This is a genomic window from Tumebacillus flagellatus (genome assembly GCF_000714935.1).
Lineage (GTDB): Bacteria > Bacillota > Bacilli > Tumebacillales > Tumebacillaceae > Tumebacillus > Tumebacillus flagellatus.
Genome location: NZ_JMIR01000025.1, coordinates 38,076 through 63,253, shown reverse-complemented (window position 1 = coordinate 63,253; position 25,178 = coordinate 38,076). Strand labels below are relative to the sequence as shown.

21 protein-coding genes and 1 riboswitch are annotated in these 25,178 nt (G+C 58.2%); of the genes, 17 read left to right on the top strand and 4 right to left on the bottom strand.

Annotated features, from left to right (window positions below; genetic code table 11):
• Nucleotides 1–162 precede the first annotated feature (162 nt).
• Nucleotides 163–960 carry a hypothetical protein gene (locus tag EL26_RS23945; RefSeq protein WP_052036458.1) on the top strand — a complete coding sequence of 266 codons (798 nt, stop codon included), beginning with the start codon at nucleotides 163–165 and terminating at the stop codon, nucleotides 958–960.
• Between the two features lie 156 nt (nucleotides 961–1,116).
• On the opposite strand, the gene EL26_RS23940 is transcribed toward EL26_RS23945, so the two are convergent.
• On the bottom strand, nucleotides 1,117–3,612 hold the full coding sequence (locus tag EL26_RS23940; protein WP_052036457.1) for a YhcN/YlaJ family sporulation lipoprotein: 2,496 nt from the start codon (nucleotides 3,610–3,612) through the stop codon (nucleotides 1,117–1,119).
• A 209-nt stretch (nucleotides 3,613–3,821) separates the two neighbouring features.
• A riboswitch (SAM riboswitch) is annotated at nucleotides 3,822–3,943 on the top strand.
• Nucleotides 3,944–4,030: 87 nt separating this feature from the next.
• Between EL26_RS23940 and EL26_RS15755 the strand changes: the two genes are divergently transcribed.
• From EL26_RS15755 to EL26_RS15725, 7 genes are all read left to right on the top strand, one after another.
• Nucleotides 4,031–5,062, top strand: coding sequence for a methionine ABC transporter ATP-binding protein (locus tag EL26_RS15755; RefSeq protein WP_038090972.1), 1,032 nt, complete (start codon nucleotides 4,031–4,033; stop codon nucleotides 5,060–5,062).
• Entirely contained in the window at nucleotides 5,062–5,733 is a 672-nt protein-coding gene (locus EL26_RS15750; protein ID WP_038090965.1) for a methionine ABC transporter permease, read from the top strand. Before EL26_RS15755 ends, EL26_RS15750 begins: the two co-directional genes overlap by 1 nt.
• A 48-nt stretch (nucleotides 5,734–5,781) precedes the next feature.
• Nucleotides 5,782–6,621 (top strand): MetQ/NlpA family ABC transporter substrate-binding protein, encoded by an 840-nt coding sequence (locus EL26_RS15745; protein WP_038090963.1) that lies wholly within the window; start codon nucleotides 5,782–5,784, stop codon nucleotides 6,619–6,621.
• Nucleotides 6,622–6,723: 102 nt separating this feature from the next.
• Nucleotides 6,724–7,596 (top strand): DUF4097 family beta strand repeat-containing protein, encoded by an 873-nt coding sequence (locus EL26_RS15740; protein WP_038090960.1) that lies wholly within the window; start codon nucleotides 6,724–6,726, stop codon nucleotides 7,594–7,596.
• Between the two features lie 72 nt (nucleotides 7,597–7,668).
• The gene (locus tag EL26_RS15735) at nucleotides 7,669–10,344 is read left to right on the top strand and encodes a DUF4855 domain-containing protein (RefSeq protein WP_038090958.1); all 2,676 of its coding nucleotides are present in this window, start codon (nucleotides 7,669–7,671) and stop codon (nucleotides 10,342–10,344) included.
• A 96-nt stretch (nucleotides 10,345–10,440) separates the two neighbouring features.
• Entirely contained in the window at nucleotides 10,441–11,229 is a 789-nt protein-coding gene (locus EL26_RS15730) for an SDR family oxidoreductase (RefSeq protein ID WP_038090956.1), read from the top strand.
• 95 nt (nucleotides 11,230–11,324) lie between these two features.
• Nucleotides 11,325–11,939: a TVP38/TMEM64 family protein gene (locus EL26_RS15725; RefSeq protein WP_038090954.1), complete on the top strand. Its 615-nt coding sequence runs from the start codon at nucleotides 11,325–11,327 to the stop codon at nucleotides 11,937–11,939.
• Here EL26_RS15725 and EL26_RS15720 read toward each other — a convergent pair.
• Nucleotides 11,932–13,194: an MDR family MFS transporter gene (locus tag EL26_RS15720; RefSeq protein ID WP_038090953.1), complete on the bottom strand. Its 1,263-nt coding sequence runs from the start codon at nucleotides 13,192–13,194 to the stop codon at nucleotides 11,932–11,934. The genes EL26_RS15725 and EL26_RS15720 overlap by 8 nt on opposite strands.
• A gap of 161 nt (nucleotides 13,195–13,355) precedes the next feature.
• Here EL26_RS15720 and EL26_RS15715 point away from each other — a divergent pair, with 161 nt between their 5' ends.
• Nucleotides 13,356–14,420, top strand: coding sequence for a LysM peptidoglycan-binding domain-containing protein (locus EL26_RS15715; protein ID WP_038090951.1), 1,065 nt, complete (start codon nucleotides 13,356–13,358; stop codon nucleotides 14,418–14,420).
• A 79-nt stretch (nucleotides 14,421–14,499) separates the two neighbouring features.
• Complete coding sequence (locus tag EL26_RS15710; protein WP_038090946.1) at nucleotides 14,500–15,426, top strand: phosphotransferase; 927 nt, start codon at nucleotides 14,500–14,502, stop codon at nucleotides 15,424–15,426.
• A 295-nt stretch (nucleotides 15,427–15,721) separates the two neighbouring features.
• Here EL26_RS15710 and EL26_RS25560 read toward each other — a convergent pair whose 3' ends face one another.
• A complete protein-coding gene (locus tag EL26_RS25560) occupies nucleotides 15,722–15,898 on the bottom strand; it encodes a hypothetical protein (protein WP_161780742.1) in 177 nt (58 codons plus the stop codon).
• 103 nt (nucleotides 15,899–16,001) lie between these two features.
• On the opposite strand from EL26_RS25560, the gene EL26_RS15705 reads away from it, so the two are divergent.
• The 7 genes from EL26_RS15705 (at nucleotide 16,002) to EL26_RS15675 (ending at nucleotide 23,963) form a co-directional block, all read left to right on the top strand.
• Nucleotides 16,002–17,039, top strand: a complete 1,038-nt coding sequence (locus EL26_RS15705; protein WP_161780741.1) for a CobW family GTP-binding protein — start codon at nucleotides 16,002–16,004, stop codon at nucleotides 17,037–17,039.
• Nucleotides 17,040–17,186: 147 nt separating this feature from the next.
• Nucleotides 17,187–17,690 carry a crossover junction endodeoxyribonuclease RuvC gene (gene ruvC, locus EL26_RS15700; RefSeq protein ID WP_038090933.1) on the top strand — a complete coding sequence of 168 codons (504 nt, stop codon included), beginning with the start codon at nucleotides 17,187–17,189 and terminating at the stop codon, nucleotides 17,688–17,690.
• A complete protein-coding gene (gene ruvA, locus EL26_RS15695) occupies nucleotides 17,687–18,304 on the top strand; it encodes a Holliday junction branch migration protein RuvA (RefSeq protein WP_038090927.1) in 618 nt (205 codons plus the stop codon). The genes ruvC and ruvA overlap by 4 nt, the downstream gene beginning before the upstream one ends.
• Nucleotides 18,305–18,317: 13 nt before the next feature.
• Nucleotides 18,318–19,316 carry a Holliday junction branch migration DNA helicase RuvB gene (gene ruvB / locus EL26_RS15690; RefSeq protein WP_038090926.1) on the top strand — a complete coding sequence of 333 codons (999 nt, stop codon included), beginning with the start codon at nucleotides 18,318–18,320 and terminating at the stop codon, nucleotides 19,314–19,316.
• 85 nt (nucleotides 19,317–19,401) lie between these two features.
• A complete protein-coding gene (gene sigI, locus EL26_RS15685; RefSeq protein ID WP_038090925.1) occupies nucleotides 19,402–20,145 on the top strand; it encodes an RNA polymerase sigma factor SigI in 744 nt (247 codons plus the stop codon).
• A 32-nt stretch (nucleotides 20,146–20,177) separates the two neighbouring features.
• Nucleotides 20,178–21,521, top strand: a complete 1,344-nt coding sequence (locus EL26_RS15680) for an anti-sigma factor domain-containing protein (protein ID WP_038090923.1) — start codon at nucleotides 20,178–20,180, stop codon at nucleotides 21,519–21,521.
• Between the two features lie 135 nt (nucleotides 21,522–21,656).
• Nucleotides 21,657–23,963 carry an extracellular catalytic domain type 1 short-chain-length polyhydroxyalkanoate depolymerase gene (locus EL26_RS15675; RefSeq protein WP_038090919.1) on the top strand — a complete coding sequence of 769 codons (2,307 nt, stop codon included), beginning with the start codon at nucleotides 21,657–21,659 and terminating at the stop codon, nucleotides 23,961–23,963.
• 52 nt (nucleotides 23,964–24,015) lie between these two features.
• Here the strand turns inward: EL26_RS15675 and EL26_RS15670 are convergent, their stop codons facing one another.
• Nucleotides 24,016–25,101 (bottom strand): HD-GYP domain-containing protein, encoded by a 1,086-nt coding sequence (locus EL26_RS15670; protein WP_038090917.1) that lies wholly within the window; start codon nucleotides 25,099–25,101, stop codon nucleotides 24,016–24,018.
• Nucleotides 25,102–25,178: the final 77 nt, after the last annotated feature.

The window sequence follows — 25,178 nt, the reverse complement described above, 5'->3', positions numbered from 1 at the left end:
TTGGCTAGAGCGCACGACTGATAATCGTGAGGTCGGAAGTTCGAATCTTCTTGGGCCCACCAAACATGAGAAAGACTCTTTCCCTTTGCGGAAGGAGTCTTTTTTTCGTACGCAGGAGGGCAATACTAAGAGGGACTCTATGTGCAAAGGGGGAACTCCGAGATGAAACAAGTGGTTTTGAAACCCGAATTGCGCACGCCGGGTGGGGAAACGGTCAGCATCTACCTCAACGACAACTGGGCCGGGGATCTGTATTTGGTCTACCGCGAAGGGGATGTGTTGACGGGCACCATCCAGATCGACACCAAAGCGGTGTCGGAAGATGACATGGAACTCGTCGCCGGGGAGGTCCGCACCTACATTGAGCACTTGAACGCGGCGCTGGGCGTGGAAGACAGCTCTGTGGTGATGGTCTACGGGGACATCTCGTCGATGGTGGAGATGGAGCCGTTCGAGGTGGTCTCTGTGGAAACTGTGCACGACGACGAACTTGACGCCTACGACGAGAACTTGGAGTTTGTCGGGGAGTTTGAGGACGAAGACGAGTATGAGGACGACGAGGATTGCGTCGAGACTTACGAGTTTGACGACCTCGGCAGCGACATTGTGTTCGACGACGAAGAGGATGAGGATGACATGGTGTATTACGATGATGCGGGCGAGGAAGAAGAGGTGTTCCACCTCTCCGTGGCGTACCGCAAGGGCGAACACACCAAGTATCACCTCCACGACGACGAACACCACACGCTGGGGATCGTCTCGGTGGACGAGATCGGCGACAATGTCTCCGGCCGCGTTGAGTTCTGGGAGCGCCCGGACGATGAAGAAGCAAACGAAGTCGCCAAGATGCTGGCGCGGACGTTTGGGGAGCTTGGCGAAGCGGAGAACATCTCGTTCACGATGAACCATGCCGACTATCACATCGGAGACATGCACTTAGAGCGTCGAGATTTCTTATAATCCCCTTTTGTAGGAAAAATGCCTCTTGCCCGCGTGGGCAGGGGGTGTTTTTTCATGGGAAAAATGAACAGTTTTCATGATCGCTAGGGCAACAAACCGCCGTCGCAAAAAAGAACCTCGTCCGCGGGGGACGAGGTTCTTGCAGGAACAAAGGGTTTAGCGGATGCTGCTTCCGCCGCCCGTTCCGGTTGTGGAACCGTTGCGGGACGGAACCATTGCGCCGCCGCCGGTGGTTGCGCCGCCCGGCGTGGTGCCGTAGCCTGCATTCGGGCTGCCGTAACCGGTTCCTTGCGTGCCCAGCGTACCTGCTCCTGTACCAGCGTTGGCGCCGGTCAGGGTCGAGGTGACGTTGCGGAAACCGGTGCGGATGTCGTTGAAGAAGTTGCGGCCGGTGTACGCCGCGTTGCCTGCGAGGTCGCGGACGGTGTTGGCAGCCGCACCGCCGGCTTGGCCGACTGCGGTGCCAGCTTTGCCGACCGCGTTCGTACCGGCGTTGGCACCGCCGCGCAGGTATTGCTCAAAGCGTTTCATGAGGGACGGGGAGCCGGTGACGTAAACGTTTTGGATCGTCGGGTTCGCTTGGCGAACGGCTTGGACGATCTGCGCTTGCAGATCGTTGGACAACGTGTTGTCCGACCAGACGTTCAGGTTGCCGGCTCCGGTGGAGGAGTTGTACAGCCCGTACGTGTTGTTGGAGCCGTTGCCGGACGATGCGCCGTTAGAGCCATACGTGCCCGCTGTGCCAGCCTTGCCTCCACCGCTCATGCCGTACGCGCGTGCGCCGGACTTCGAACCGCTGTAGCCGGAACCCATCCCCAGCCCGCTGCCGTTCTTACGAGTGCCAGTTCCTGTATTGTAGGTGCCGTAGTTGGTGCCGGTGCCGTAAGTGCCGTAATTAGTACCCGTGCCAGTACCATAGGTGCCGTAATTCGTGCCAACACCAGCACCGTAAGTGCCGTAGTTGGTACCTGTGCCAGTACCATAAGTGCCGTAGTTGGTGCCAGTTCCGGTACCATTGGTACCAGAAGTGCCGTAGTTCGTTCCTCTACCCGCGGTGTTCGTGCCGAGCATATTCCGCATGCTGTTGCCGACAGCGCCTGCGAGGTTGGACATCACACCGCCGCCGATACCCGGAGTGCCGTAGGCGGAATTGGACCCGGCCCCGGTGTTCGTTCCACCGTACGTCGCGCCAACGCCGGTGTTGGACGTGGTGGTGCCTGTCCCCGCGCCGCCGTACGTCGTGCCCGTTCCGGCATTGCCGTAGGTCGTGCCGTTGCCGTACGTGGTGCCCGTGCCGTACGTGGTGCCCGTGCCATACGTGGTGCCCGTGCCATACGTGGTGCCCGTGCCGTACGTGGTGCCCGCGCCATACGTTGCGCCGGTGCCGGACGGGGAGCCCGTTCCCGCGCCTCGCGCTTCGTCACGGCCGTACGTCGTGCCGTAGTTCGTCCCCGCGCCGTACGTTCCGTAGTTGCTGGAACCGTACGTGCCGGAGTTGTTGCCCGCAGCATACCCAGTCAGGTAGCCGATCGTACCCGGATTCCCTGTACCGGAAACCACTCCGGTACCGGTAGTGCCATAAGAGCCGCTGGTACCAACACCGGAAGTGCCAGAAGTGCCGGTTGTCCCAATTCCGGCTGTGCCGTACGTGCCGCCGGCCCCCGACGTACCATACGTTCCCCCCGACGGGGTGCCCGTTCCGGTAGTGCCGTAAATGTTCGTCATCGAAGTTCCATAGGCATTGCCGTACGAGTTCGCGTAGCCGTTCCCGTTAAACACCGAGCCTTGCCCGTTCACGGCGTTCCCCGTGTTCGGCGAGGTGTACGAGGAGGTATTGGTGCTCGTCGACGTGCCCGAGTTGCCGTACCCGCTCATCCCGGTATTGGCACCTGTGCCGTAAGTTCCATACCCCGTCGTGTTGTTGCTCTTCACCGACGGAGAGTTCGAACCTCCGACGTTGGCGCTAGGCGGCGACACCAACGCGAACGGCATCGACAGCCCGGTGCGGCCCGTGCGGTAGTTGTTGTTCGTGCCGTTTTGGTTCGTCCCCGTGCTGTACGTGGTGCCCGAACCTGCCGGAGTCGTGCCCGATCCGGTGCCGCCGAGCGTCACCGGAGTGCCTGCGCCCTTGGTGGTGCTGGTGCCCACCGGACCTTGCACGCGGTTGTTGTTCCCGGAAACCGTCCCGGTATCGCGGCTTCCTGTAATCCTTTGAGTCGTCCCCTGTGTCCCTTGCTTCGTGATCGCGTTGCGGTTGTTCGGCGAATTCACCGCCACATACGCGGTGTTGCCGTTGATGATCACGCGCGCGCTGGACACACCCGGAATCGACGCGATCCGCGACGCGAGCTGCGGGTCGGAATGCGCGTTCAGATGACCGACCGCCGTGCCGCCGCCAACCCCGGCAATCCCCGCCGTGCCGCCGGCCGCATTGGGACCTGCCGCATGATAGCCGCGGGTGTTCATCGTGCCCGGCGTCAGCGTGCGCGGGCCGCGCGGGTCACGGGTGTCGAGAACTTTGCCGCCGCGGGAGGTGTCGTACGTCTCGTTCTTGCCGTCCGGCGACCCGTTTGGAGCCGCCTGGTTCGAACAACCTGCGAGCAATGAGGTGGAGAGAATGAAAACGCCAGCTAGAGTCGTAACCTTTTTCAAAGTGTCTACCTCCTCGGGGCGTCTCTATAGTGTGGATGGACTCTCATCGCATCCGAGATTAGCATCACCCCGCGCCCGCTTCCAAACACGGTGAAAGATTTGGAGGACAAAAAACCCCTTGACGAACTTTTTGCAAGGGTGCTATACTCCGTGTAGTCGGAAGTCAAATGTAAGTATTCCGACAGATTAACTCAATATTCCAGTAGTATCTCTTATCAAGAGAGGTGGAGGGGCTGGCCCGATGAAACCTCGGCAACCGTCACGACAACCCATTCGGTTGAGTGAAATGGTGCCAATTCCTGCGAGACTGCAAAGTCTTGACAGATGAGAGACGCGAATCCACCTATGTGCATTTGTGTCCTTCTCTGTCGAAGGGCACTTTTTTATTTCCCGGAAAATGACGAAGGAGGAAACCACGGTGATCACCTTGCAAAATGTACGCAAAGATTACCTCGTTGAGAAAAAGTCGATCACCGCGCTGAAGAAGATCGACTTGACCATCGAACGAGGCGAAGTGTTCGGCATCATCGGACACTCCGGTGCAGGCAAATCCACGCTGATCCGCTGCATCAACTTGTTGGAAAAACCGACAATGGGCTCGATCATTGTCGACGGCCAAGACTTGACCCGACTGTCGCCGTCGCAACTGCAAACGGCGCGCCGCGAGATCGGGATGATCTTCCAACATTTCAACTTGCTCTCGTCCGCGACGATCTACGAGAACATCGCTTTCCCGCTGCGCTTGAGCAAACGCTCGAAGAGCGAAATCGATAAAAAAGTCCGCGACCTGCTCGAACTCGTCGGCCTCGCAGACCACGCCAAGAAATACCCCGCCCAACTTTCCGGCGGACAAAAACAACGCGTCGGCATCGCCCGCGCCCTCGCCAACGACCCGAAAGTGTTGCTGTGCGACGAAGCCACCTCGGCGCTCGACCCGATGACCACGCAGTCGATCTTGAAACTGCTCAGCGACATCAACAAAAAACTCGGCCTCACCATCGTGCTGATCACGCACGAAATGCACGTGATCCGCGAAATCTGCGACCGTGTCGGCGTCATCGACGGCGGCGAAATCGTCGAACTCGGCCCGGTGGCGGAAGTTTTCCTCAACCCGAAGCAGAGCATCACACAAGAGTTTGTCGAGCAAGTCAGCGACTTCGACTTCCCTGAAGAACTTTTGGAACAATACAAAAAAATGCCGGCACCGGAACGCGCCTGTCACCAAGTCGTGCAAGTCTCGTTCCTTGGCGACACCACGTTCCAACCGGTGTTGTTCCAAGTCCTGCAATCGCTCCCCGTGCAGTTCAACATCTTGCACGGCACGATCAACCGAATCAAAGACACCCCGTTCGGGCGCTTGGTTCTGGAGATCACCGGTGAGCCGGACGACGCCCGCGATGCGGTGAAACATCTGCAAGAGCGCGGCTTGCGAGTGGAGGTGCTGCTGTAATGGATTTCAACGACCTGTTTGTCAACATCCAATGGGCCGATATCTGGACGGCGTGCGGTGAAACGCTGTACATGGTGGCGATCTCCACGCTGTTCACGGCGCTCATCGGTCTCCCGCTGGGGGTTCTGGTCGTGTTGACCTCGCCGGGGCACTTGTTGCAAAACCGCCTCGTCTACGCGGTGTTGAGTTTTATCATCAACATCTTCCGCTCGATTCCGTTCATCATCCTCTTGATCATGTTGATCCCGTTCACGCAGATCCTCGTCGGAACGTCGATCGGGGTCACGGCTGCGATCCCGCCGCTGGTGATCGGCAGCGCGCCGTTTTTTGCCCGGTTGGTGGAAGTATCGCTTCGGGAAGTTGACAAGGGCGTGATCGAGATGGCGCAGTCGATGGGGGCCACCACGTGGCAGATCATCAGCCGTGTGTTACTTCCGGAAGCCCGCTCCGGCATCATCGCCGGGATCACGATCACCCTCGTCGCACTGGTCGGGTATACCGCGATGGCGGGCGTCATCGGCGGCGGCGGTCTCGGAGACCTCGCGATCCGCTTCGGCTACCAACGCTTCCAAACGGATGTGATGATCGTGACCACCGTGATCATGATCGTGCTCGTCCAAGTGTTCCAAACGCTCGGCGACAAACTCGTTCGCCGCTTCAACCGCAAGTAAGGCAATCCAAACCATAGAATCCACCTACCGAAAGGAATGATCTTCATCATGAAAAAACTGATCCTTGGCGCTGCTTCGCTTCTGCTCTCCGTCTCCCTGATCGGGTGCGGTTCTTCTTCCACCAAAAACGAATCGGCAGGTTCCACCACCACCGAAGGCGGCAATAAAGTCGTCACCTTGAAAGTCGGCGCCTCTCCGGTTCCGCACGAAGAGATCCTCAAAGCGATCGAACCGCAACTGGAAAAAGAAGGCGTGAAGCTCGACATCGTGACCTTCAACGACTATGTACAACCGAACTTGAAACTGGCGGACGGCACGCTCGACGCGAACTTCTTCCAACACGTTCCGTACATGGAGAGCTTCGCCAAGGACCACAAGCTGGACCTGACCGCGCTGACGGCGGTGCATGTGGAACCGATCGGCGGCTACTCCAAGAAATACAAAAGCGTAGACGAACTTCCGGACGGGGCAACCATCGCGGTTCCGAACGACGTCACCAACGAAGGCCGCGTCCTCGTCCTGCTCCAGAAAAAAGGCCTGATCAAGCTCAAGGACGGCGTCGGCATCAACGGCACCCTGAAAGACATCACCGAAAACAAGAAAAACTTCAAGTTCAAAGAGCTGGAAGCGGCGATGCTTCCGCGCGTGCTGCCGGAAGTCGACCTCGACATGATCAACACGAACTACGCGCTGGAAGCAAAACTCGTTCCGACCAAAGACGCGCTGATCCTGGAAGACAAAGACTCCCCGTACGCAAACGTCCTGACCGTCAACACCAAGGACAAAGACAACGAAGCTCTGAAGAAGCTTGCGCAAGCGCTCAACTCTCCGGAAGCGAAGAAGTTTATTGAAGACAAATACCAAGGCTCGATCATCCCGGCGTTCTAAGCCTCGGGTAGAAGAAAGGTTCCGTCCCTGGACGGAGCCTTTTTTATTTGCCCGTTGGTACAATGAGGACAACAAGAACAGAACACGAAGGAGGCAACACACATGTTAAAAGCACTGCTCGGACTCGGCACCGCCCTTGATGAAACCAAAACCGTAGATTTCACGCCGGAGGGGGAAGTTTCCCGCCTGCAAGTCAAAGTTCACAGCGGCGACGTAACCGTTCGCCACTGGGATCAACCGCACGTGCAAGCGGACGTTCACGTTCGGGTGCGCGGCGATGAAAACAAGCCGATGGAAGCGTACTGGAACCTGCGCCAAGTCGGAACGGAAGTGCAATTTGAACAGGCGCCTCTGCACAATTGGATTTTCGGCCCGCATGTCTGCGTGGATGTCGTCCTGTACGTACCGGAGGCGATCACGAAGGGGAACTTGAAATCGAGCAACGGGTTTTTGGAAGTCGAAGGGTTTAACGGCGCGATCAACGCCCACACGTCGAACGGCGGGATTCGCGTCGTCGACGTCGAAGGCGATGTGCACGCGCATACGCACAACGGTCATGTGGAAATATCGCAGATCGACGGTGCGGTCGACGCCACGTCGCACAACGGGATTCTTGACGTGGGGAAAGTCACCTCCAACGTCAAAGCGCACACGCACAACGGCCAGATTCACTTGCAGGACTGCGGGGCGATCGTCAACATCTCCACGCACAACGGCAAGATCAAAATCCACCAAACCGTGCCGCTGCAAGGCGCTTGGTCGGTGGAGACCAGCAACGGCGGCATCGACCTGTTCGTACCGTCGAACACCGATGCGACGTACAACTTGCACACCAGCGCCGGGCGGATCACCGGCAGCGCGATTCCCGTGAAAACGTCCGGCTTCTCCCAGCATCTCAGCGTGACGACGGGGCAAGGCACGCATCCGGTCCACATCCGCACCAGCGCCGGCGGCATCGTGATCAACCACAACTGATCCAGCAGGAAACCTGACAAAAAACGTCGAAATCATCCCCAAGACATTTTGCAGAAATGCGGGGGATTCCACGTGCGATTGAAAACGAAAACCTGTCTGCCGCTCCTCCTCTCCGCAGCCCTGCTCTGGCCGATGTCTTCCGCGTCGGCCAGCGGGGCTTTTACCATCACCGGAATCGACATCGTGACCCGCCAAGGAAACGGATTCTACCACCCGCAGCAAGTGGCGCTGGAACGCTCGCTAGCATCCGGCGAGAAGCGCCCGGAGCGGATTCGCTATACCGATTTGTCGGCACAGAGCGTGTTTGGCATGGCACCCGTCGCGGGAACGAACCGCGTCTATGTCACCGACCGCGCGGACGGCACGATCTGGGAAGTGGACCCGGACAGCGGGCGCGAAGTGCGCCACTTTGCGCCGAGTTCGAAGCCGTCGAACAACCTCCAAGGCATTGCGACCGGAGCCGGCGACGATCTGTTTGTCTATTACAACGGAGAAGGACGCATCCAGCGTTTGCACAAGGACGGCACCGTCGTCGACAGTTGGGCAGCGCCGACGATCTACGGCCACAACATGACGTATGTGGACGGCTATCTGTACCTCTTGACCGACCGAGGCGAAATTTATGTGATCAACGCCGCGAATCACGGCACGGCGCGTCAAGTTCAGTTGAAAAAACCGGACGGCAGCGCGTTCTCCGTGAACGACACGTTTGGGATCATGTACGACGGGGCGTATTGGAACATCGTCGCCGCGGGCGACAACGACCTCGTGTACCGCTATGACGCAAATTGGAACTTCCACGACAAAGTCGATCTCAAGATGTGGACGATGACCGGTCTGGTTTGGAACGGGCGCGAGTATTACGCGCTGAACTTCGACAAGCGGGCGATCTTCACGATTCGCGTCCAAGACGACGATGTGAGCCCCGTCGAACAAGCAGAGACCGATCACTACCAATATCTCGGCAACCTGATGACGACGAAGCGCGCGTCGGAAGCGTATCCGCAGTACGACGACCGCAACGTCCTGCTCCTGTACAACGACCCGTTGAAAGTGACGGCCGACTACTTGAAACCGTACGCTTCTTACCTCGACAAATCCGGCAAGCGGGCCGGCAATTTGTTTGATTCGTTCCTCTTCCTGCCGAGCGGCCCGCGTTCGGAAGAACTCTCCGCTCACGTTGACCAATGGGGCGCGTACTTGAGCAAGTCGATCACCGACATGAAGGCGCTTGAACAGGAGTGGGGTAATCACAACGCTGATTTGAAACAGACCGGCAAAGCGAGAGTCTGGATCTCCGTGCCGTACCCGAACGAGGGGCTCGACCTCGCAACGCGGGAGAAAACTGTGCACAGCTACATGGACCAAGCCTACCAAGCAATCCACGACGCCGGGTTCAAAAACCTCGAATTCCGCGGCTTTTACTGGTACAACGAAACGGCGAACCACGGGGATCCGCTGGTGGTCGACTTCAACCAGTACGCCCATGCCAAGGGGCTTTTGACGATGTGGATTCCGTATCAGTCGGCGGGTGAAGCGGTCAACTTCAAGGAGTTCGGGTTTGACGAAGTGTTCCACCAGCCGAACTATTACCCGTTCAAGGACTACAATTTCGCCCCCAACCTCAACCGTTTCTACAACCTCGCGTGGACGGGAGCGCGCTTTGGCAAGGGCGTGGAGTTGGAAATGGACCCGGACATCCTCGGTTCCGACAGCAAGTACCGTGAGCGGTTCAACGAGTATCTGCACTACGGGCTGGAACAGGGCTGGCTGAATGCTTCCAAAGCGTTTTACGAAAACGGCGCGATCAAGGCGCTGCGTGACCGCCAAGATCCGCTGTACGACACGATCTACCAAGCGCTCAACGGCAAATACAGCGATTCGTCCGTCAATTTGTTGACGCCGACGGCGGGCAACTTGAGCGCGCACCGGACGTTGAGCTTGCCGGGCACAGCCAAACTGCGCCTCGATGTGTTGTCCGACCAGCCGACTTCGATTCAAAAAGTGATCGTGCACACGGATGACCGCTCGGCGGCGCCGATGACGTACATCGGCACGCTGCGTGCGGACGAGGAGCTCGCCGTGCAGGGCGGGAAACTGGTCAAGCAAGACCTCGGGGGCAATTCGGAATCGTTGCAGCTGGGCTTCAACCTCTCGCTGAACGATCCGGTGCAAGTGTCCGTCGTGCCGGACGGCCAGACTCCGTTTGTCGACGTCGCTTCCGACAACCCGGCGGTGCAGTCGATTCTCGACCTCACCAACCGAGGGGTTTTAAACGGGATGCTGGAAGACGGGCAGCTGAAATTCCAGCCGGACGGACAGATCACCCGTGCGCAGTTCGCCGTCATGCTGACCAACGCCTACGGGTTGAAAGCCGGCGCGCCCGTGACGTTCGGCGACTCCGTGAACTCGTGGTTCTCGCCGTATGTCGCGGCGGTGGCGGAGAACGGTTTCATGTCCGGGTATGACGCCGGCACGTTCGGCCCGGACGACCCGATTACGCAGGAGCAAGCGGCGGCGATTCTCGTGCGCGTGCTGCACCGGCAAAACCAGATCGGCAGCACCGACGGGGTGACGATCGCCAACCAAGAAAGCGTCAGCGATTGGGCGCTGCAACAGGTGTTGGAAGGCAAGCAGCTCGGGCTGTACTCCGACAACTTCGGCTACACGGGTTTTGACCCGCAGTTGCCGGCGACGCGGGCGGACGTGGCAGACGTTCTCTACCGTGCGCTTGCTGTACAGCAATAAAGTGTTCATGCTTACGAACGAAAAGCACTCGGTGCCGTCCGGGTGCTTTTTTTGTTACAATAGAAGACATACATAGGCACAGGAGGGGATTGGCAGATGGATCTCGGGTTGAAAGACAAAGTGGTGCTCGTCACGGCAGGCAGCCGCGGGTTGGGCCGTGCGGTGGCGACAGAATATGCGCGCGAAGGCGCGAAGGTGATGCTCGCCTCGCGCAACGAGCAAGAATTGGCGAAAACTGCAAGGGAAATCGCGGCGGAGACCGGATCGCAAGTGGAGTTTGTGGCGGCGGACCTGTCCAAGCGGGACGCGGTCGACGCGGTGTACGCGAAAGTCGGCGAGCGCTTCGGGCGGCTCGACGTGCTGGTCACGAACGCGGGCGGCCCGCCGGCGGGGACGTTTGACAACTTCGAGGACGACGTGTGGGAGCAGACGTTCCAAGCGAACTTGCTGAACGTCGTGCGCCTGGTGCGGGGCGCCCTGCCGTACTTCCGCCAAGTCGGCGGCGGTCGGATCGTCAACATCACGTCAACGTCGATCAAGCAGCCGATCGAAGGGCTGATCCTCTCGAACACGTTCCGCGCCGGGATCAACGCGCTGGCGAAGTCGCTCTCGGTGGAACTCGCACCGGAAGGCATCCTCGTGAACACCGTGGCACCGGGTCGCATCGCCACGGATCGGATCACCGAACTGGACGGTTTGCGTGCGGCGGCGACCGGTCTAACGCAAGACGATGTGCGCGTCGGCAATGAGCGCCAGATTCCGATCGGCCGCTACGGCACGCCGGACGAATTCGCCCGCACGGCGGTGTTCCTCGGGTCCTACGCCAACACCTACGTCACCGGCCAAGCCGTGCTCATCGACGGCGGCATGGTGCGCGCCCTCTAGTGCCCGCTCGGAAAAAAACGAACCCTCCGAACCCGCTAGGTGAAGCAAGGGGGACGCCCGCGTCTCCACGCAAACCCCGTTTTTCGAAAGGGTGGTTGTTGCTCGTATATGTTCTGGTGGGTGCAGTCGCATTCTCGTACAAAACCCCCCTCCTCGCATGGATTCAGGGCGGCGGGAGCAAGCACTTTTTCCTGCTCTATCTGATCGGGAGCTTCTTCGCTTTGGTTCCGGTCGTCCCGTTCGGGGTGATCGGCGGGGTGATGGGGGCGACGTACGGGGTGTGGAGTGGCGGGGTTTTTAACTGGTCGGTTTCCTTGACCGGCTCGGTGCTGATGTTCCTCTCGTTTCGCTACTTGTTCGCCGAACGGGGACGCCGCGCTCTGGAGAAGTTCTCCGCCGTGGAGCGCTTCAACGAGCGGCTGGAGCAGAACGCGTTTCTCGCCATCCTCTTTGCGCGGATGATTCCCATCGTGCCCGCGTATGTCGTCAACGTCTACGCGGCGCTGGTCGGCGTGCGGCTGGGTGTTTTTTTCACCGCCAGCGCGCTCGGCAAGATTCCGATCAACTTCCTGTTTGCCTACTTGGGCGAACAACTTTTCACCTCGTGGCGCAACAGCGGCATCGTCGTGCTTGCGTACCTGTTGTTCCTCATCGCGGTCTACCTGCTCTACCGAATCTGGACGGCCAGAAAAAAAGGATCTGTCAGCTGAGTGCTGGCAGATCCTTTTTTTCTTGTACCACTGGTTCTGGGGTGGAGCCGGTCAACGCGCGTTTGACGTTGCGCGACTGGGCAATTGCCGCGAGCACCAACAGCCCGGAGATGATCGTGTACCACCAATGTCCGCCGATGTGCATGAACGCATACGCCCCGATCAGCGGCCCGATCGCGCCGCAGATGGCCCAGTTCGTGCCGAACACCGCAAAGTAGCGGCCGATCCATTCCGGCGGCGCCATCACGGAGACGGCTTTCTGAATCTGCGGGCCGTTCATCATCTCGCCGAGCGTGAACAGAATTTCCGCCGCTACCAACAGCAAGAACGAATTCGACCACGCGTACCCGATGGCGGTGCCGGCGAGCAACAGATACGCGATCAGAATCACCCGCTGAATCGGGAACTTCTCCGCAAACCGCGCGACCAGAATCTGCCCGAGCACGACCATCACCCCGTTGATCGTCATCAGTGTGGCAAACACCGTCAAGTAATCGGTGGAGAACATCGTCTTGAGATGCTGCGGGAAGATCGATTCCACCTGCGTGTAGAGCAAGGAAACCGGAAGCGCCGCGCCCGCCATGTAAAACAGCAGTTTGTGCTCGCGAACTTTCAGCCGCGGCGCTTTGGCTGCCGGGTTGCGCTTCGCTCCGAGCGCCCGCTGCCGCACATCCGCCGGGAGCGTCTCCGGAATCTTCCAAAGAATCAAAACCGCATTCAGCAACAGCGCCCCTCCGCAGATCGCAAAGGCGATGGCGGGATTGACTTTATAGATGGCGACGCCAAGCAACGGCCCGCACGCGGCTCCCACGTTCAGCGCCGTGTGCAACAGCGCAAACACTTCGGCGCGCTTCTCTTCCGGCACCACGTCGGTGACTTGCGCGCTCGCCGCCGGGAAGAACAGCGACCCGCACAACCCGTTTAAGATCGTGATCAGCGCAAACGACAGAATCGAATCCGCCCAGATGTAACCGAACACCGAGATCGCTTCAAGCAACGCCGCCGCCACCATCACCGGTTTGCGTCCGTAGCGGTCGGCCAATCCGCCCGCGTACAGCCCGGCGATCAGGCCCGTCAACGGCTGCAACCCGATGATCAACGCCGTGATCAGCAGGTCGCCGTTCATCTTATCAAACAAATACAAGGACAGAAACGGCCGAATCATAAAGCCCGCCACTGTCGTCAACACCGTGCCAAGTACGCGAATCCAGACTGTGCGGTCATAACGAGCCGCCAGCCTTTGCCACCTGTTCATGTTTCCCCGTCCTCTCAAAGTAGACAATCATGCTGTTTGTTTTCAGACAGTATACAAGATCTGGAACTTCTCTGTCTAGAGCCCAATTTTCACTAGACAAGCGCACATGGACGCAGGGCGCATATACTGCCAGTGACATTTGACGAAGGAGGTCGAGCGGGTTGAAAGTCTACACCGTCCAGAAGGGCGACTCCATGTGGAAGATTTCCAAGATGTGGAACGTCCCCTTGGATCAGCTAGTCGCCGCCAATCCCCAGATTGCAAACCCCGATCAAATAGACGTCGGCATGCAAATCAACATCCCCGGCGCCGGAGCTCCTGTAGAGGAAATGACCAAGGAAGAACTTACCGCTCCGGTTGCTCCCCAAGCGGAAGTCGAGGAAGCGGTTCCGGCACCCGAGGCCCCCGCTGTTCCCGCTCCCGCTCCGGCACCTGCTCCTGCTCCTGTCGAGCAGGCTTACCCGTCCGTCCCGAAATGGGAAGGACTGTGGAAGTATGTGGTCAAACACGGCGACGACGTGATGAAAATTGCCAAACAAGTCGGCGTGACGATCGAAATGCTGAAAGCAGCCAACCCGCAGTTGGCACACACCCTGCACTTGGATAAGATCTACCCCGGCCAAGTGCTGAACATCCCGTCCAGCGGGATGAAACCGAAAAGCAATCCCGGCATGACCAAGGAGCAGATGACCGCACCGATGGTGCCGGTTGCCCCTGTCGCTCCCGTCGCGCCGTTGAGCACCAAAGAACAACTCACCTCACCGAAGGAGCTGGTCACAATGGAAAAAACGATCACCCCGCCGCCGATGCCGATTGAAATGCCGATGCCGACCCCGATTGCACCGCACATCGATTTGAATCTGCAATACGCGCCGCACAAGGACTCCCACAACCAAACCAACGTCAACTGGCAGCTGCAAAACATCAAAGCTGCCCAACAGCAGATGGCCGCTCCGCAGATGGTATCGCCGCAAGCGATCCAGCCGCACGAGCATCACTACATGGTGCACCATCCGATGGTCATGATGTACATCCCGGTCTCCACGAAGCATAAACACAAAAAGAAATGCCACAAGAAATGCCACAAATGCTCTTCCCACCACAAACACCACTACTACATGCATCCCCACGACGAGCACATCCACCATCAAATGCTGATGGCGTCCATGATCAACCAGCAAACGATCGGCATGCAGCCGAAAACGTTCTACCGCGACGAAGACTAAACAGGATGCTGCCAAAAACAGGGGGCCTCACAGGCTCCCTTTTTTCATAGAAGAGGGAGGGAGTTTCGATGGGGGAGAGTTGATTGCAAAGCTGGAGCAGGGCTTCGGACTCCGCATCCACCGCCGCGTGAAGCTGCGCACTGTCACCGGGATGCAGACGTCGGGCGGCGCGATGATTCTCAAACGCTACGACGGCGATGTGATGCGCAAGCGCTTGGAAGCGTTGTCGGACGCCTTGGATTCCGTGCTGCTGGCCGGCGTCGAAGTGGCTCCCTATCTGCGCACGGATGCCGGGCTTCCGTATGTCGCCGACCGGGGCGGGCTCTATACGCTGCAACCGTGGCTGCGCGGCCGTCACCTCTCGATGAAATCGCGGGAGGAGCGCATGGCGGCCGCCGGCGCCCTCGCGGCGTTGCACCGTGCGCCCGCCGGACGCACAAGTTCCAAATCGTTCTACTTGCGCGTTCCGCCCTTGTCGGAAAAGTACCGCCACCGCCTCGAACGGGCGCATCTCGCCACGCTGAAATCGCCGGAGTTGCGCGAGTCGTGGCGACCCTTCCAAGAACGGGCGCGGCAATCGGTGCTTCAATTGCAACAAGCCTCGTTGGAGCGGGCGCTCGACCGCGATGTGCGGTACGGCTCGCTGTGCCACCGCGACCCGGCTCCGCACAATTTCATCTGGCAAGAGGGAGGCGCGGCGCTGATCGACTTCGATCTGGCGGGTTATGACGTACGGGCGCACGATCTCTACCAACTGTTGAACCATGCGCTGTACTTGAACGGCTGGGAAGCGGGGTTGTTTTCGGAGATGGTGGAGGCGTACGAGCGGGTGTTTCCGCTGGATGCCGACAACCGTAGGATCTTGCAAGCGCTGATGCACTATCCGTCGCTGGTCATCCGCGAATGGTACGACTTCGGCAAGAGCGGCAACCGGGACACGTTGCGCGTGCGGCTGGCGTGGGCGCAGACGCAAGAGGAGAAGCGGCGTCTGGAAGTGCGGGTCTGAAGGGGCGGTTCCATAAAAAAAGGCACATCGCGCGGGCGGTGTGCCTTTTTGAATACCTAAGGGCGGGAGAGGAGCGGGTCAAGAGCCAAGCTGCCGTGAAGAAGCCGGTTGCTCCTCCCGTTGTTCCGCCCGCGCAAGTAAAACAAACCCTGTACTTAGAAACGCCAACAACAAAATGAGGGCCACAAGACTCGACAGCACCGCGTTCACCTTCCCTTTTCATTTAACAGAATGAGTGTTTCATTCATATAGACGCACGAAACACTCATAAGGTTTCAGGGAAGGATCAAAAAATTTAGGCGTTTTCAAATTTGCTGCGGGAAAATCCCTCCATGATCAGCAAACCGGCGATCCAACCGCCGAGGAACGGATAGAGTTTTTGCCCGCTCACTGCGTAGACGATCATCCCGGCACAGTACGCGACCACAGAGAGGATGAAGGAGAAGCGTGCTGTTTTTTTCAGTCGAACCACCCCGCTTTTTGTTTCGATTTACTCTTACATTATTAGGCTTTGATTGTCCAATATGTGCGCTTTCGGTATACTTGAGAAAGTTGAAAGGAACGGAGTGATGGAGATGGACCGACTCGATACGAGGCTGCCGGTGACCCTGTTGACGGGGGCGCTCGGCAGCGGCAAGACCACGCTGTTAAATCGAATTCTCACCGAGCAGCACGGCATCAAATTTGGGGTGATCGTCAACGAATTCGGTGAACTGTCGATCGACCATCATCTCGTCGTCGGAACGGACGAGCAGGTGGTGGAGCTCGCCAACGGGTGCGTGTGCTGCACCGTGCGCGAGGACCTCTTGGACGCGATGACGCGGATCTTGAAAAAGCCGGGCGGGGTGGAGTACCTGTTGGTCGAGACGACCGGACTTGCCGACCCGCGTCCGGTGGCGCAGACGTTTTTGCATGAGGATCTGTGCGACGATGTGCGGCTCGATGCGATTTTGACGGTGCTCGATGCGGCGAATTTCCATGACAACTTGCTGCGCTCGGGGACGACGATCGACCAGATTCTCGCGGGTGACATCTTGCTGTTGAACAAAGTCGATCTGGTCGGCGACGCGATGCGACAAAAAATTAAGGAAGAAATCGGGGATCTGAACCCGGCGGCCCGGCTCTTGGAGACGGTCAACGCGGAAGTGGACTTGCGTTTGATTTTAGATGTAGACGTGCATCGCGCGGCGACTCTCGATTCGAGCGTTGCGGGTCCTCAAAGCGGTGCGACTTCGAGCGAGGAGGCAGACGCCGAGGGCGGCGATTTCGTCTCGCTTGCGAAATTGTCGGCGACGGCGAAGACCGCCGGCTCGCACTTGAGCCGCGAAGAGATTTCCTCGGTGTCGTTCACGACCGAGCACCCGTTTGATTACGAGCGTTTGGGCGAATTTCTGGAAACTCTGCCCCAGAACATCTTCCGGGGCAAAGGGCTGCTCTGGATCGACGGCTACGACGACCAACTCCTGTTCCACTTGGTCGGCGACCGCTCGACGGCGACGCTGCATCATCCGTGGCCGGCGGGCGCACGCCGGTCGAAATTGGTGCTGATTGGCAAACAGCTCGACCAAGAGCTGCTCCTCGCCCAACTGGACGCCTGCTTGCTGAAAAAGTAATGAAAAAAGCGCCGCTCCGCCTCGGGGAGAGGCGCTTTTTGCTGAAATTACCATCGTTTTTTCTGCGTTTCTATGTTAAAAAAGGAAATGTATGTTCGGCTATGGAATACATTTATCCTCAGGCTGTCTTTTTTTGAGGAGGTACACATGCGAATTTTAGGAATTGACCCCGGCTACGGGCGCACGGGTTACGGTGTCGTGGACTCGATTGGCAACCGGATCAAGTCGGTCGAATATGGCTGCATCGAAACCAAACCGAACACCCCGATCCCCGATCGGCTGGTGGACATCTACGGAGCGGTTTGCGAAGTGATCGCCCGCCTCAAGCCGGAAGCGGTCGCGGTGGAGCAGATCTTTTTCTCGAAATCTGTGACCACGGCGCTCGATGTGGCGCAAGCGCGCGGCGTCGTGTTGTTGGCGGCGCGCGAAGCAGGGCTCCCGGTCGCCGAATATACTCCGATGCAAGTGAAGCAATCGGTCGCCGGGTACGGCAAAGCAGACAAAAAACAAATGCAGGAGATGGTGCGGATGTTCCTCGGGCTCGCCAACATCCCGAAGCCGGACGATGCCGCCGATGCGCTCGCCGTCGCGATCACGCACGCGCACAACGCCCCGTTCTTGGATCGGGTGGAAAGGATGAAGCTCAAGTGATCGCATTCGTCGAAGGAATTCTCGACTACCAAGAGCTCGATCAGCTCGTCATCAACGTAGGCGGTGTCGGCTACCAAGTCTACACCACCGGCACCACCGCGTACCAAGCGGCGGTCGGCGAGCGCATTCGCCTCTACACGCACCATCACATCCGCGAAGACGCGCATCTGTTGTTCGGGTTTAAAACCCGCGAAGAGCGCGAACTGTTCGGACGTTTGAACAATGTGTCCGGAATTGGGCCCAAAGTCGCAATGGCGATCATCGGAGCCGGGTCTCCGGACCAAGTCGTGTTTGCGGTGCGCAACGAGGACGTGAACTTTTTGACAAAGTTGCCGGGAGTCGGCAAAAAGACCGCCCAACGCTTGATTCTTGATCTCAAAGACAAGTTGGATGACTTGGCGGCGGTTTTCCCCGCACCACCTATGTCTCAGACACAAAAAACGCCGCCTAAGTCCAAAGGTCTAGGCACAGAGCTATTTGAGGCACTTTTGGCCCTCGGGTATAATGAGAAGGAAGCGCACGGGGCTGTCCGCGACATTGCGGGCGATGTGGAGCCGGGCATGAAGCTGGAAGACCAGATCAAGCTCGCCCTCAAACAGCTGATGCGCATGTAGAGGAGAGACAGCCTTGGAAGAGCGAGTCCTGTCGTCTGATTATCAAAACGAAGATGGTGACCAAGAGACGTTGCGCCCCCGGTTTTTGCACGAGATGATCGGGCAACGCCAGGTGCGCGACAACTTGAAAGTGTATATCGAAGCGGCCAAGATGCGTCGCGAGGCGCTCGACCACGTGTTGTTCTACGGCCCGCCGGGCTTGGGCAAAACCACGCTGTCGAACGTGATCGCCAACGAAATGGGTGTCAGCATACGCACCACCTCGGGGCCGGCGATCGAACGCCCCGGCGATTTGGCCGCGCTGCTCACAAACCTCCAAGCGGGGGATGTGCTGTTCATTGACGAAATACACCGGATCAACCGAAGTGTCGAAGAAGTGCTGTACCCGGCGATGGAAGATTTCGCCTTGGATATTATCATCGGCAAAGGACCGGGCGCGCGCTCGGTTCGGCTGGACCTGCCGCCCTTCACGCTGATCGGGGCGACGACGAGAGCGGGGATGCTTTCGTTGCCGCTGCGGGATCGTTTTGGAGTGGTCAGCCACTTGGAATATTATGACGTTGCGGATTTGCAAAAAATCATCGTGCGCTCGGCGGAGATCTTTCAAGTTCCGATCTTGCCGGACGGAGCGTTGGAGATGGCGAAGCGGTCCCGGGGAACTCCGCGGATCGCGATCCGCCTGCTCAAGCGCGTGCGCGACTTTGCGATGGTGCAGGGAGACGGCGTGATCACGCAAGAATTGGCCGATCACGCCTTGAAGCTGATTCAGGTCGACTCGATCGGCCTCGATGCGGTGGACCACAAACTCCTGCTCACGATCATCGACAAGTTCGGCGGCGGTCCGGTAGGGCTTGATACGATCGCGGCGACGATCGGCGAAGAGTCCGACACGATCGAAGACGTGTATGAGCCGTATCTCTTGCAAATCGGATTTTTACAGCGAACCCCGCGAGGTCGCATCGTCACCCCTCATGGGTACAAACACTTCGGACGGACGCCGAAAACCACATAAGCGACAAAAATTTTGGCGAACCCCGTTGAATGCCCCACAAAGGTAACAACGTATGCGAAATCCTATAGCAAGCGAGGTGGAATCGGTGGGAATCTTACCGTTCCGACGCAAAAAGGCGGACGAAACGACTGACCTCCATCAGTTGCTGACCCGCACACGAAGCGGAGATGAGGAAGCACGCAACCAGATCCTGAGAGACTACATTCCGTTTGTGGCCAAAAGCGCCTCCCAAGCTACGGGACGGTACATCCGCCGGGGGCAAGACGATGAATTCAGTGTTGCTCTCACCGCTTTCAACGAAGCGATTGAACGTTATGATTTGGACCGCGGCACGAGTTTCTTAGCGTTTGCCGACACGGTGATCAAGCGCCGCCTGATCGACTATTTCCGCTCGAAACAGGCGAACCGCCGCGATCTGCCGTTTTCCGATTTCGAAGTGGAAGATGAAGAGGACAACGTCATCAACTACGTCGAAGTGCAGAAGTCGGTCGAACTGCACCACAAGCAAGTGGAGTCCGATGCAAGGCGGGAAGAGATCATGCGTTTTACGATGATGCTCTCCGACTTTGAGATCTCCATGGAAGAACTGGTCGACATCTCGCCCAAACATCAAGACGCCCGCGAGAACGCCATTGACGTCGCGAAGGCGCTGGTCAGCCAGCCCGAACTCCGGGACTATCTGATCACCAAAAAGTCACTACCCCTGAAAGCACTGATGAATCATGTGGCAGTTTCCCGCAAGACGATCGAGAGACAGCGCAAGTACATCATCGCTGTCTCGTTGATTTTGATCGGAGACTTCGACATGCTGCAAGATTACATCACGTAGCAACACGGCACGAGAGGAGAGGGGGGTTGTCGATGCAAAGCAAAGGGATCGTCATGCAGATCGCCGGTGAACAGGCGATCGTCATGACCAAAGACTGTCAATTTCGTAAAATACCTTTCCTCGACGGGATGGCCATCGGAGCCGAAGTCGAACTTCCGGCGGACGTGACGGTGGTTCCTTCCGTGAAAAAATCCAAGCGCTCTTGGTACTCCAAACCTTGGCGCAAGACCGGCTTGGCGGCAGCATCCGTGCTGCTGGCGATTGGCTTATGGGGAAGCCAATCGTTCTTGGGCGAGAAACCGGCGTATGCGTATGTCACAGTGGACATCAATCCGAGCGTGGAACTGTCCATCGACAAGGACAGCCATGTGCTGCAAGCGGTCGCGCTGAACGACGAGGCGAATTCGGTGCTGAACTCCGTGAAGCTCAAGGGCCTCACGGTGGATCAAGCGGTGGAGCAGCTGGCGCAGACGGCAGGTCAGCAGGGCTATTTCCAAAACCAAACCGAAGTGATCATCACCGCTTCGGCGGCGGTGGATGAAGCCAAGCTCAAGCAGGGTAACATCGACCTCATTCAATTGGAAGACAACTTGGTGTCCAAAGTGAAAACGGTGGCGGCAACGCAAAGCCCGGGCGTGGAGGTTGAAGGACTCCTCGTTTCAAAGGACGTGCGTGAAGCCGCCAAACAAGAGGGAGTGTCTCCGGGCAAGTACGCGCTGTACTTGAACGCGACCTCCAACGGAATCGATGTCGATCTGGAAGACCTCAAGAAACAGCCGATCCACAAAGTTGTTGATCAGCAGCCGCAGATCGCGGAAGTCGTGCACCAGATGCAAGGCGGCCAAGAGCTCGACACGCTGCTCAAAACGTTGAAGGAGCAAGGCAAGCCCCAACTCTTGAACCAAGGCAAGAATCGCGGCATCCTCCCGTCCGGTCAAAGCAACGAGACCGGCAAGAAGCCGGACGAAGGCCAGCAGATTCCGCCGGGTCAAGCGAAGAAAGAAGATGCCGAGCAGAAGGACGACAAGCAGAAAGTCCAACCGCAGTCTACCACGAAGCCGTCCGACCGCGAATCGGGCAGCAAGCCCGGCAACGGAAACGGCAACAATGGCAAGAGTTCGAAGAAGGACGATGACAGCCATTCAAACGGGAAAGACAACGGCAACGGCAAGAACAAAGACAACAACAAGAACAACAACGAGGACGGCAAGAATAACAAAAACGGCAAAGACAACGAGCCGAAAGTCAAACCGCAGTCCAATCCGTCCAACAACGGGAAGTCCCAATCCAGCAAGAAGAAGGACGACAATTGGGACGATCAAAGCCAAAGCAGAGGGCAGTATGATCTCCATATCCGATTTGCGAATTGGCACTAATTGAACCACGGCCACTGCTTGAAAGACACTCAACCTGCACAGATGCGGGTTGGGTGTTTTTTGTTACTCGAATGTAACCGCTTTCCGATAGATTGAAACCGTAAGAATATTCTTATAAAAAGGGAGGATTTCGAAATGAACCTGCGCAAGAAATGGTTTCTCTGGAGCGTCGTCTGGATGATGCTTTTGGCGCTGGTCGTGCCCGGTCTGACCGTCCAGAAAGCGGCGGCTGCGGCAGGCGTGTGGGAGCAGTTCACCTACAGCGGCTCGGCCGGTTCGCGTCCGTACTTTGTGTACACCCCGGCGAACTACTCGACGGCAACGGCCGTGCCGCTGATCGTCATGCTTCATGGGTGCACGCAGACACCGGCAGACTTTGCCGCCGGGACGCAGATGAACGCGCTGGCAGACACCAACCAGTTTGTGGTGGTGTACCCGCAGCAGACCAGCACCTACAACCAGAACCAATGTTGGAACTGGTATGATCCGTCTCACCAATCCCGCGGGGGCGGAGAACCGGCGATCATCGCCGAAATCACCAAGACCGTCATGAACAACTCTTCGAAGTGGAAGATCGACCCGTCCCGCATCTATGTGACCGGTCTGTCCGCAGGCGCTGCGATGTCGGCGATCATGGGGGCAACGTACCCCGATCTCTACGCGGCGATCGGCGTGCACTCCGGACTGGAGTACAAGTCGGCGACCAACCAAACGGACGCGTTCACCGCGATGCGCCAAGGCGGGCCGAACCCGACGACGCAAGGGAAAGCCGCCTACAACGCGGCGGGCTCAGCGGCACGCGTCGTGCCGACGATCATCTTCCAAGGCACGAGCGACTATACCGTCTACCCGGTCAACGGGGATCAAGTGATCCAACAGTTCATGGAGACCGACCGTCTCGCGTCGAACAACGCGTACAACGCGAGCTTCAACTCGCCGTCCAAAACGACGACCGGCACCGTCTCCGGCACCAGCGGGAAATCATACACGACGCTGCAATGGAATGACAACAACGGCAACGTTGTGGAGGAATATTGGAAGGTCAACTCGATGGGCCATGCCTGGTCGGGCGGGAGCACGAACGGCTCGTACACCGACAACACCGGCCCGAATGCGTCACAAGCGATGTACACGTTTTTCATGAACCATCCGCAAGGGCCGAGCGTCAGCGCAACGCCTGCCGGGGGCACGTACAACAACTCCGTGCAAGTGACGCTGACGGCAACTCCTGCTAGCGCTTCCATCTACTACACCACCGACGGCAGCACGCCGACGACCGCTTCCACGAAGTATGCGTCGCCGTTTACGCTAAGCCAATCGGCGACAGTGAATTTTTTTGCGGTGGATTCGACGGGCAAGAAGAGCGCCGTGCAAACTCAAGTGTACACGGTGAACACGCCGGCACCGGTAATCACGCCTTCGCTTGCGGGCAACACGTTCGGCGGGCCGGTGACCGTCACGCTGTCGTCGAACGATCCGACGACGACGATCTACTATACCACCAACGGCTCCACCCCGACGACCGATTCGGCGAAGTACAGCGGCGCGTTGACGTTCTCGGCGACGACCGTGCTGAAGTACTACGGCGTGAACGGGTCGGGCTACAGCTCGCAAGTGCAGACGCAAACGTACACGATTTCGCCGTTCTCGCTGACGGCAAACCCGGCGGGCGGAACGTACGCCGGAGCGCAGAGCGTGTCGCTGGCGATGAACATGCCGGGTTCCATCTACTACACGACCGACGGCAGCACGCCGACGACCGCGTCCACGAAGTACAGCGGACCGATCTCGGTGACGACAACTCAAACTCTGAAGTACATCGGCGTGGACAGCGCGGGGAACCAAAGCTCCCTGCAAACGCAAGCGTACACGATCACCACGCCGCCGCCTGTGCAGACGTTGACGCTGAAGTCGATTGCGGCCGAGGACGGGTACGTGTACCAATATTCGACCGACGGGATTCCGAACTCCACCAATCCGTACATCGAAGTGGGCTCGACCAGTTTGAACCACGGGGAGGACGGGATTCTCTCGTTTGACACATCAACGCTTCCGGCGGGCGCAACGATCGTCAGCGCGTCGCTGACGTTGTACCGCTATGATGCCACCGTGTTCAACTACGACCTGGGGCCGCTGACGGCCGACATCGCGCCGACCTCCGGGTTTAACGCGAACTACGCGCTGGAGAGCGCCGACTACGGGGCGGCGGCGGCGGTGACGAACATCGGCAACTTCGATGCGCTGCCGACCGCGCAGTACCAAGCGATTTCCGACTCGATATCCACCAGCGCCCTCGCGTACGTCAACCGCACCGGCAAAACCCAGTTCCGCTTGCATTTCCAAAAACCGACGAACAACGCGTACATGATCGACGTGTTGCGCTTCGTCTCCGGCAACGGCACGGCCGCCTACGCGCCGACGCTGACGATCACTTATCAATAACCGCACAAAGACCATGAAAAAAAAGACTCAGTGCCTCAAGGGGCACTGAGTCTTATTCGCTGTAGGAGACGATCATCATCGTCAGTTCCTTGGTCAAGTCGATGTCATACGGCATGTCGAGCCGGTTGCCGCGCTCGTCGGTGAGCAAGCGGACGACCGGACGCTGCGGGTACTCCGGGTTGAGCGAAACGACGACCGCCGTTTCGTTCGTGTTCAACCGCACGGTCATCCCCACCGGGTAGATCGCCACGTTCTTGGCAAACAAGCGCACCAAGTTCAAGTCGAACATCGTCGTCCCGCCGCCCATGATGAACTCCAACGCTTCATGCGGCAGATGGGCGTCGCGGTGCAAACGCTTCGATGTCAGCGCTTCGTACACGTCGCAGATCGCCACGATGCGGGCATACTCCGAAATTTCCGTTCCTTTGAGGTTGCGGGGGTATCCTGTGCCGTTCATGCGCTCGTGGTGTTGCAGCGCGACGTGCGCGGAGAGCAGGGAAATGCCGTCTTGCGTGCGCAAAATGTCATAGCCGTGCTCACAGTGTTTCTTGACGATTTCAAACTCCAGATCACTGTAAACGCCGGGTTTGTTCATGATCTCCGGCGGAATTTTTGTGCACCCGATGTCATGGAGCAGGGCACCGATCCCAAGTTCGGTGATTTCCTTCTGTCCATACCCTTTCGCCAAACCAATCGCTGTCGCCAAGACCGCCACGTTGACCGAGTGGTGGTAGAGATATCCGTCAACGGTGAAGATGCTGGCAAGCGAGATCAAGCCGCTCTTGTTTCCTTTGAGGTCTGCGAGTATGTCTTGGAAGACCTTGGAGAGTTCGCGACCAATCTGCGGACGGGAAGCCCGGCGGGAACCGCGCTCCGAATCAATCATCTGCAGCATCGAGTTGTACACGGTGTTAACAGCCGTGCGACGGGTCTCGTCGGAAATGGCATCGACGATGAGGATGTCCTCGGTTCGCTTATCTTCGATGTAAAGGCTGGAGACACCGAGTTGTTTCAGCCGCGTGATCATCCGTTCTGACAGTTTGACGCCGGAACCGACCAGAACCATGCCTTTCTCGTCGAGAACGGGACGCGCCAAAATCGCATCAACCAGACTAAGAGTTACAGGGACTAATCTCATGTACTACCGCTCCCAGTTTCTAATAAGGAATATCTTCCTATTATTATAGACCTAGATAAGGGGTAGTGTCTATCATC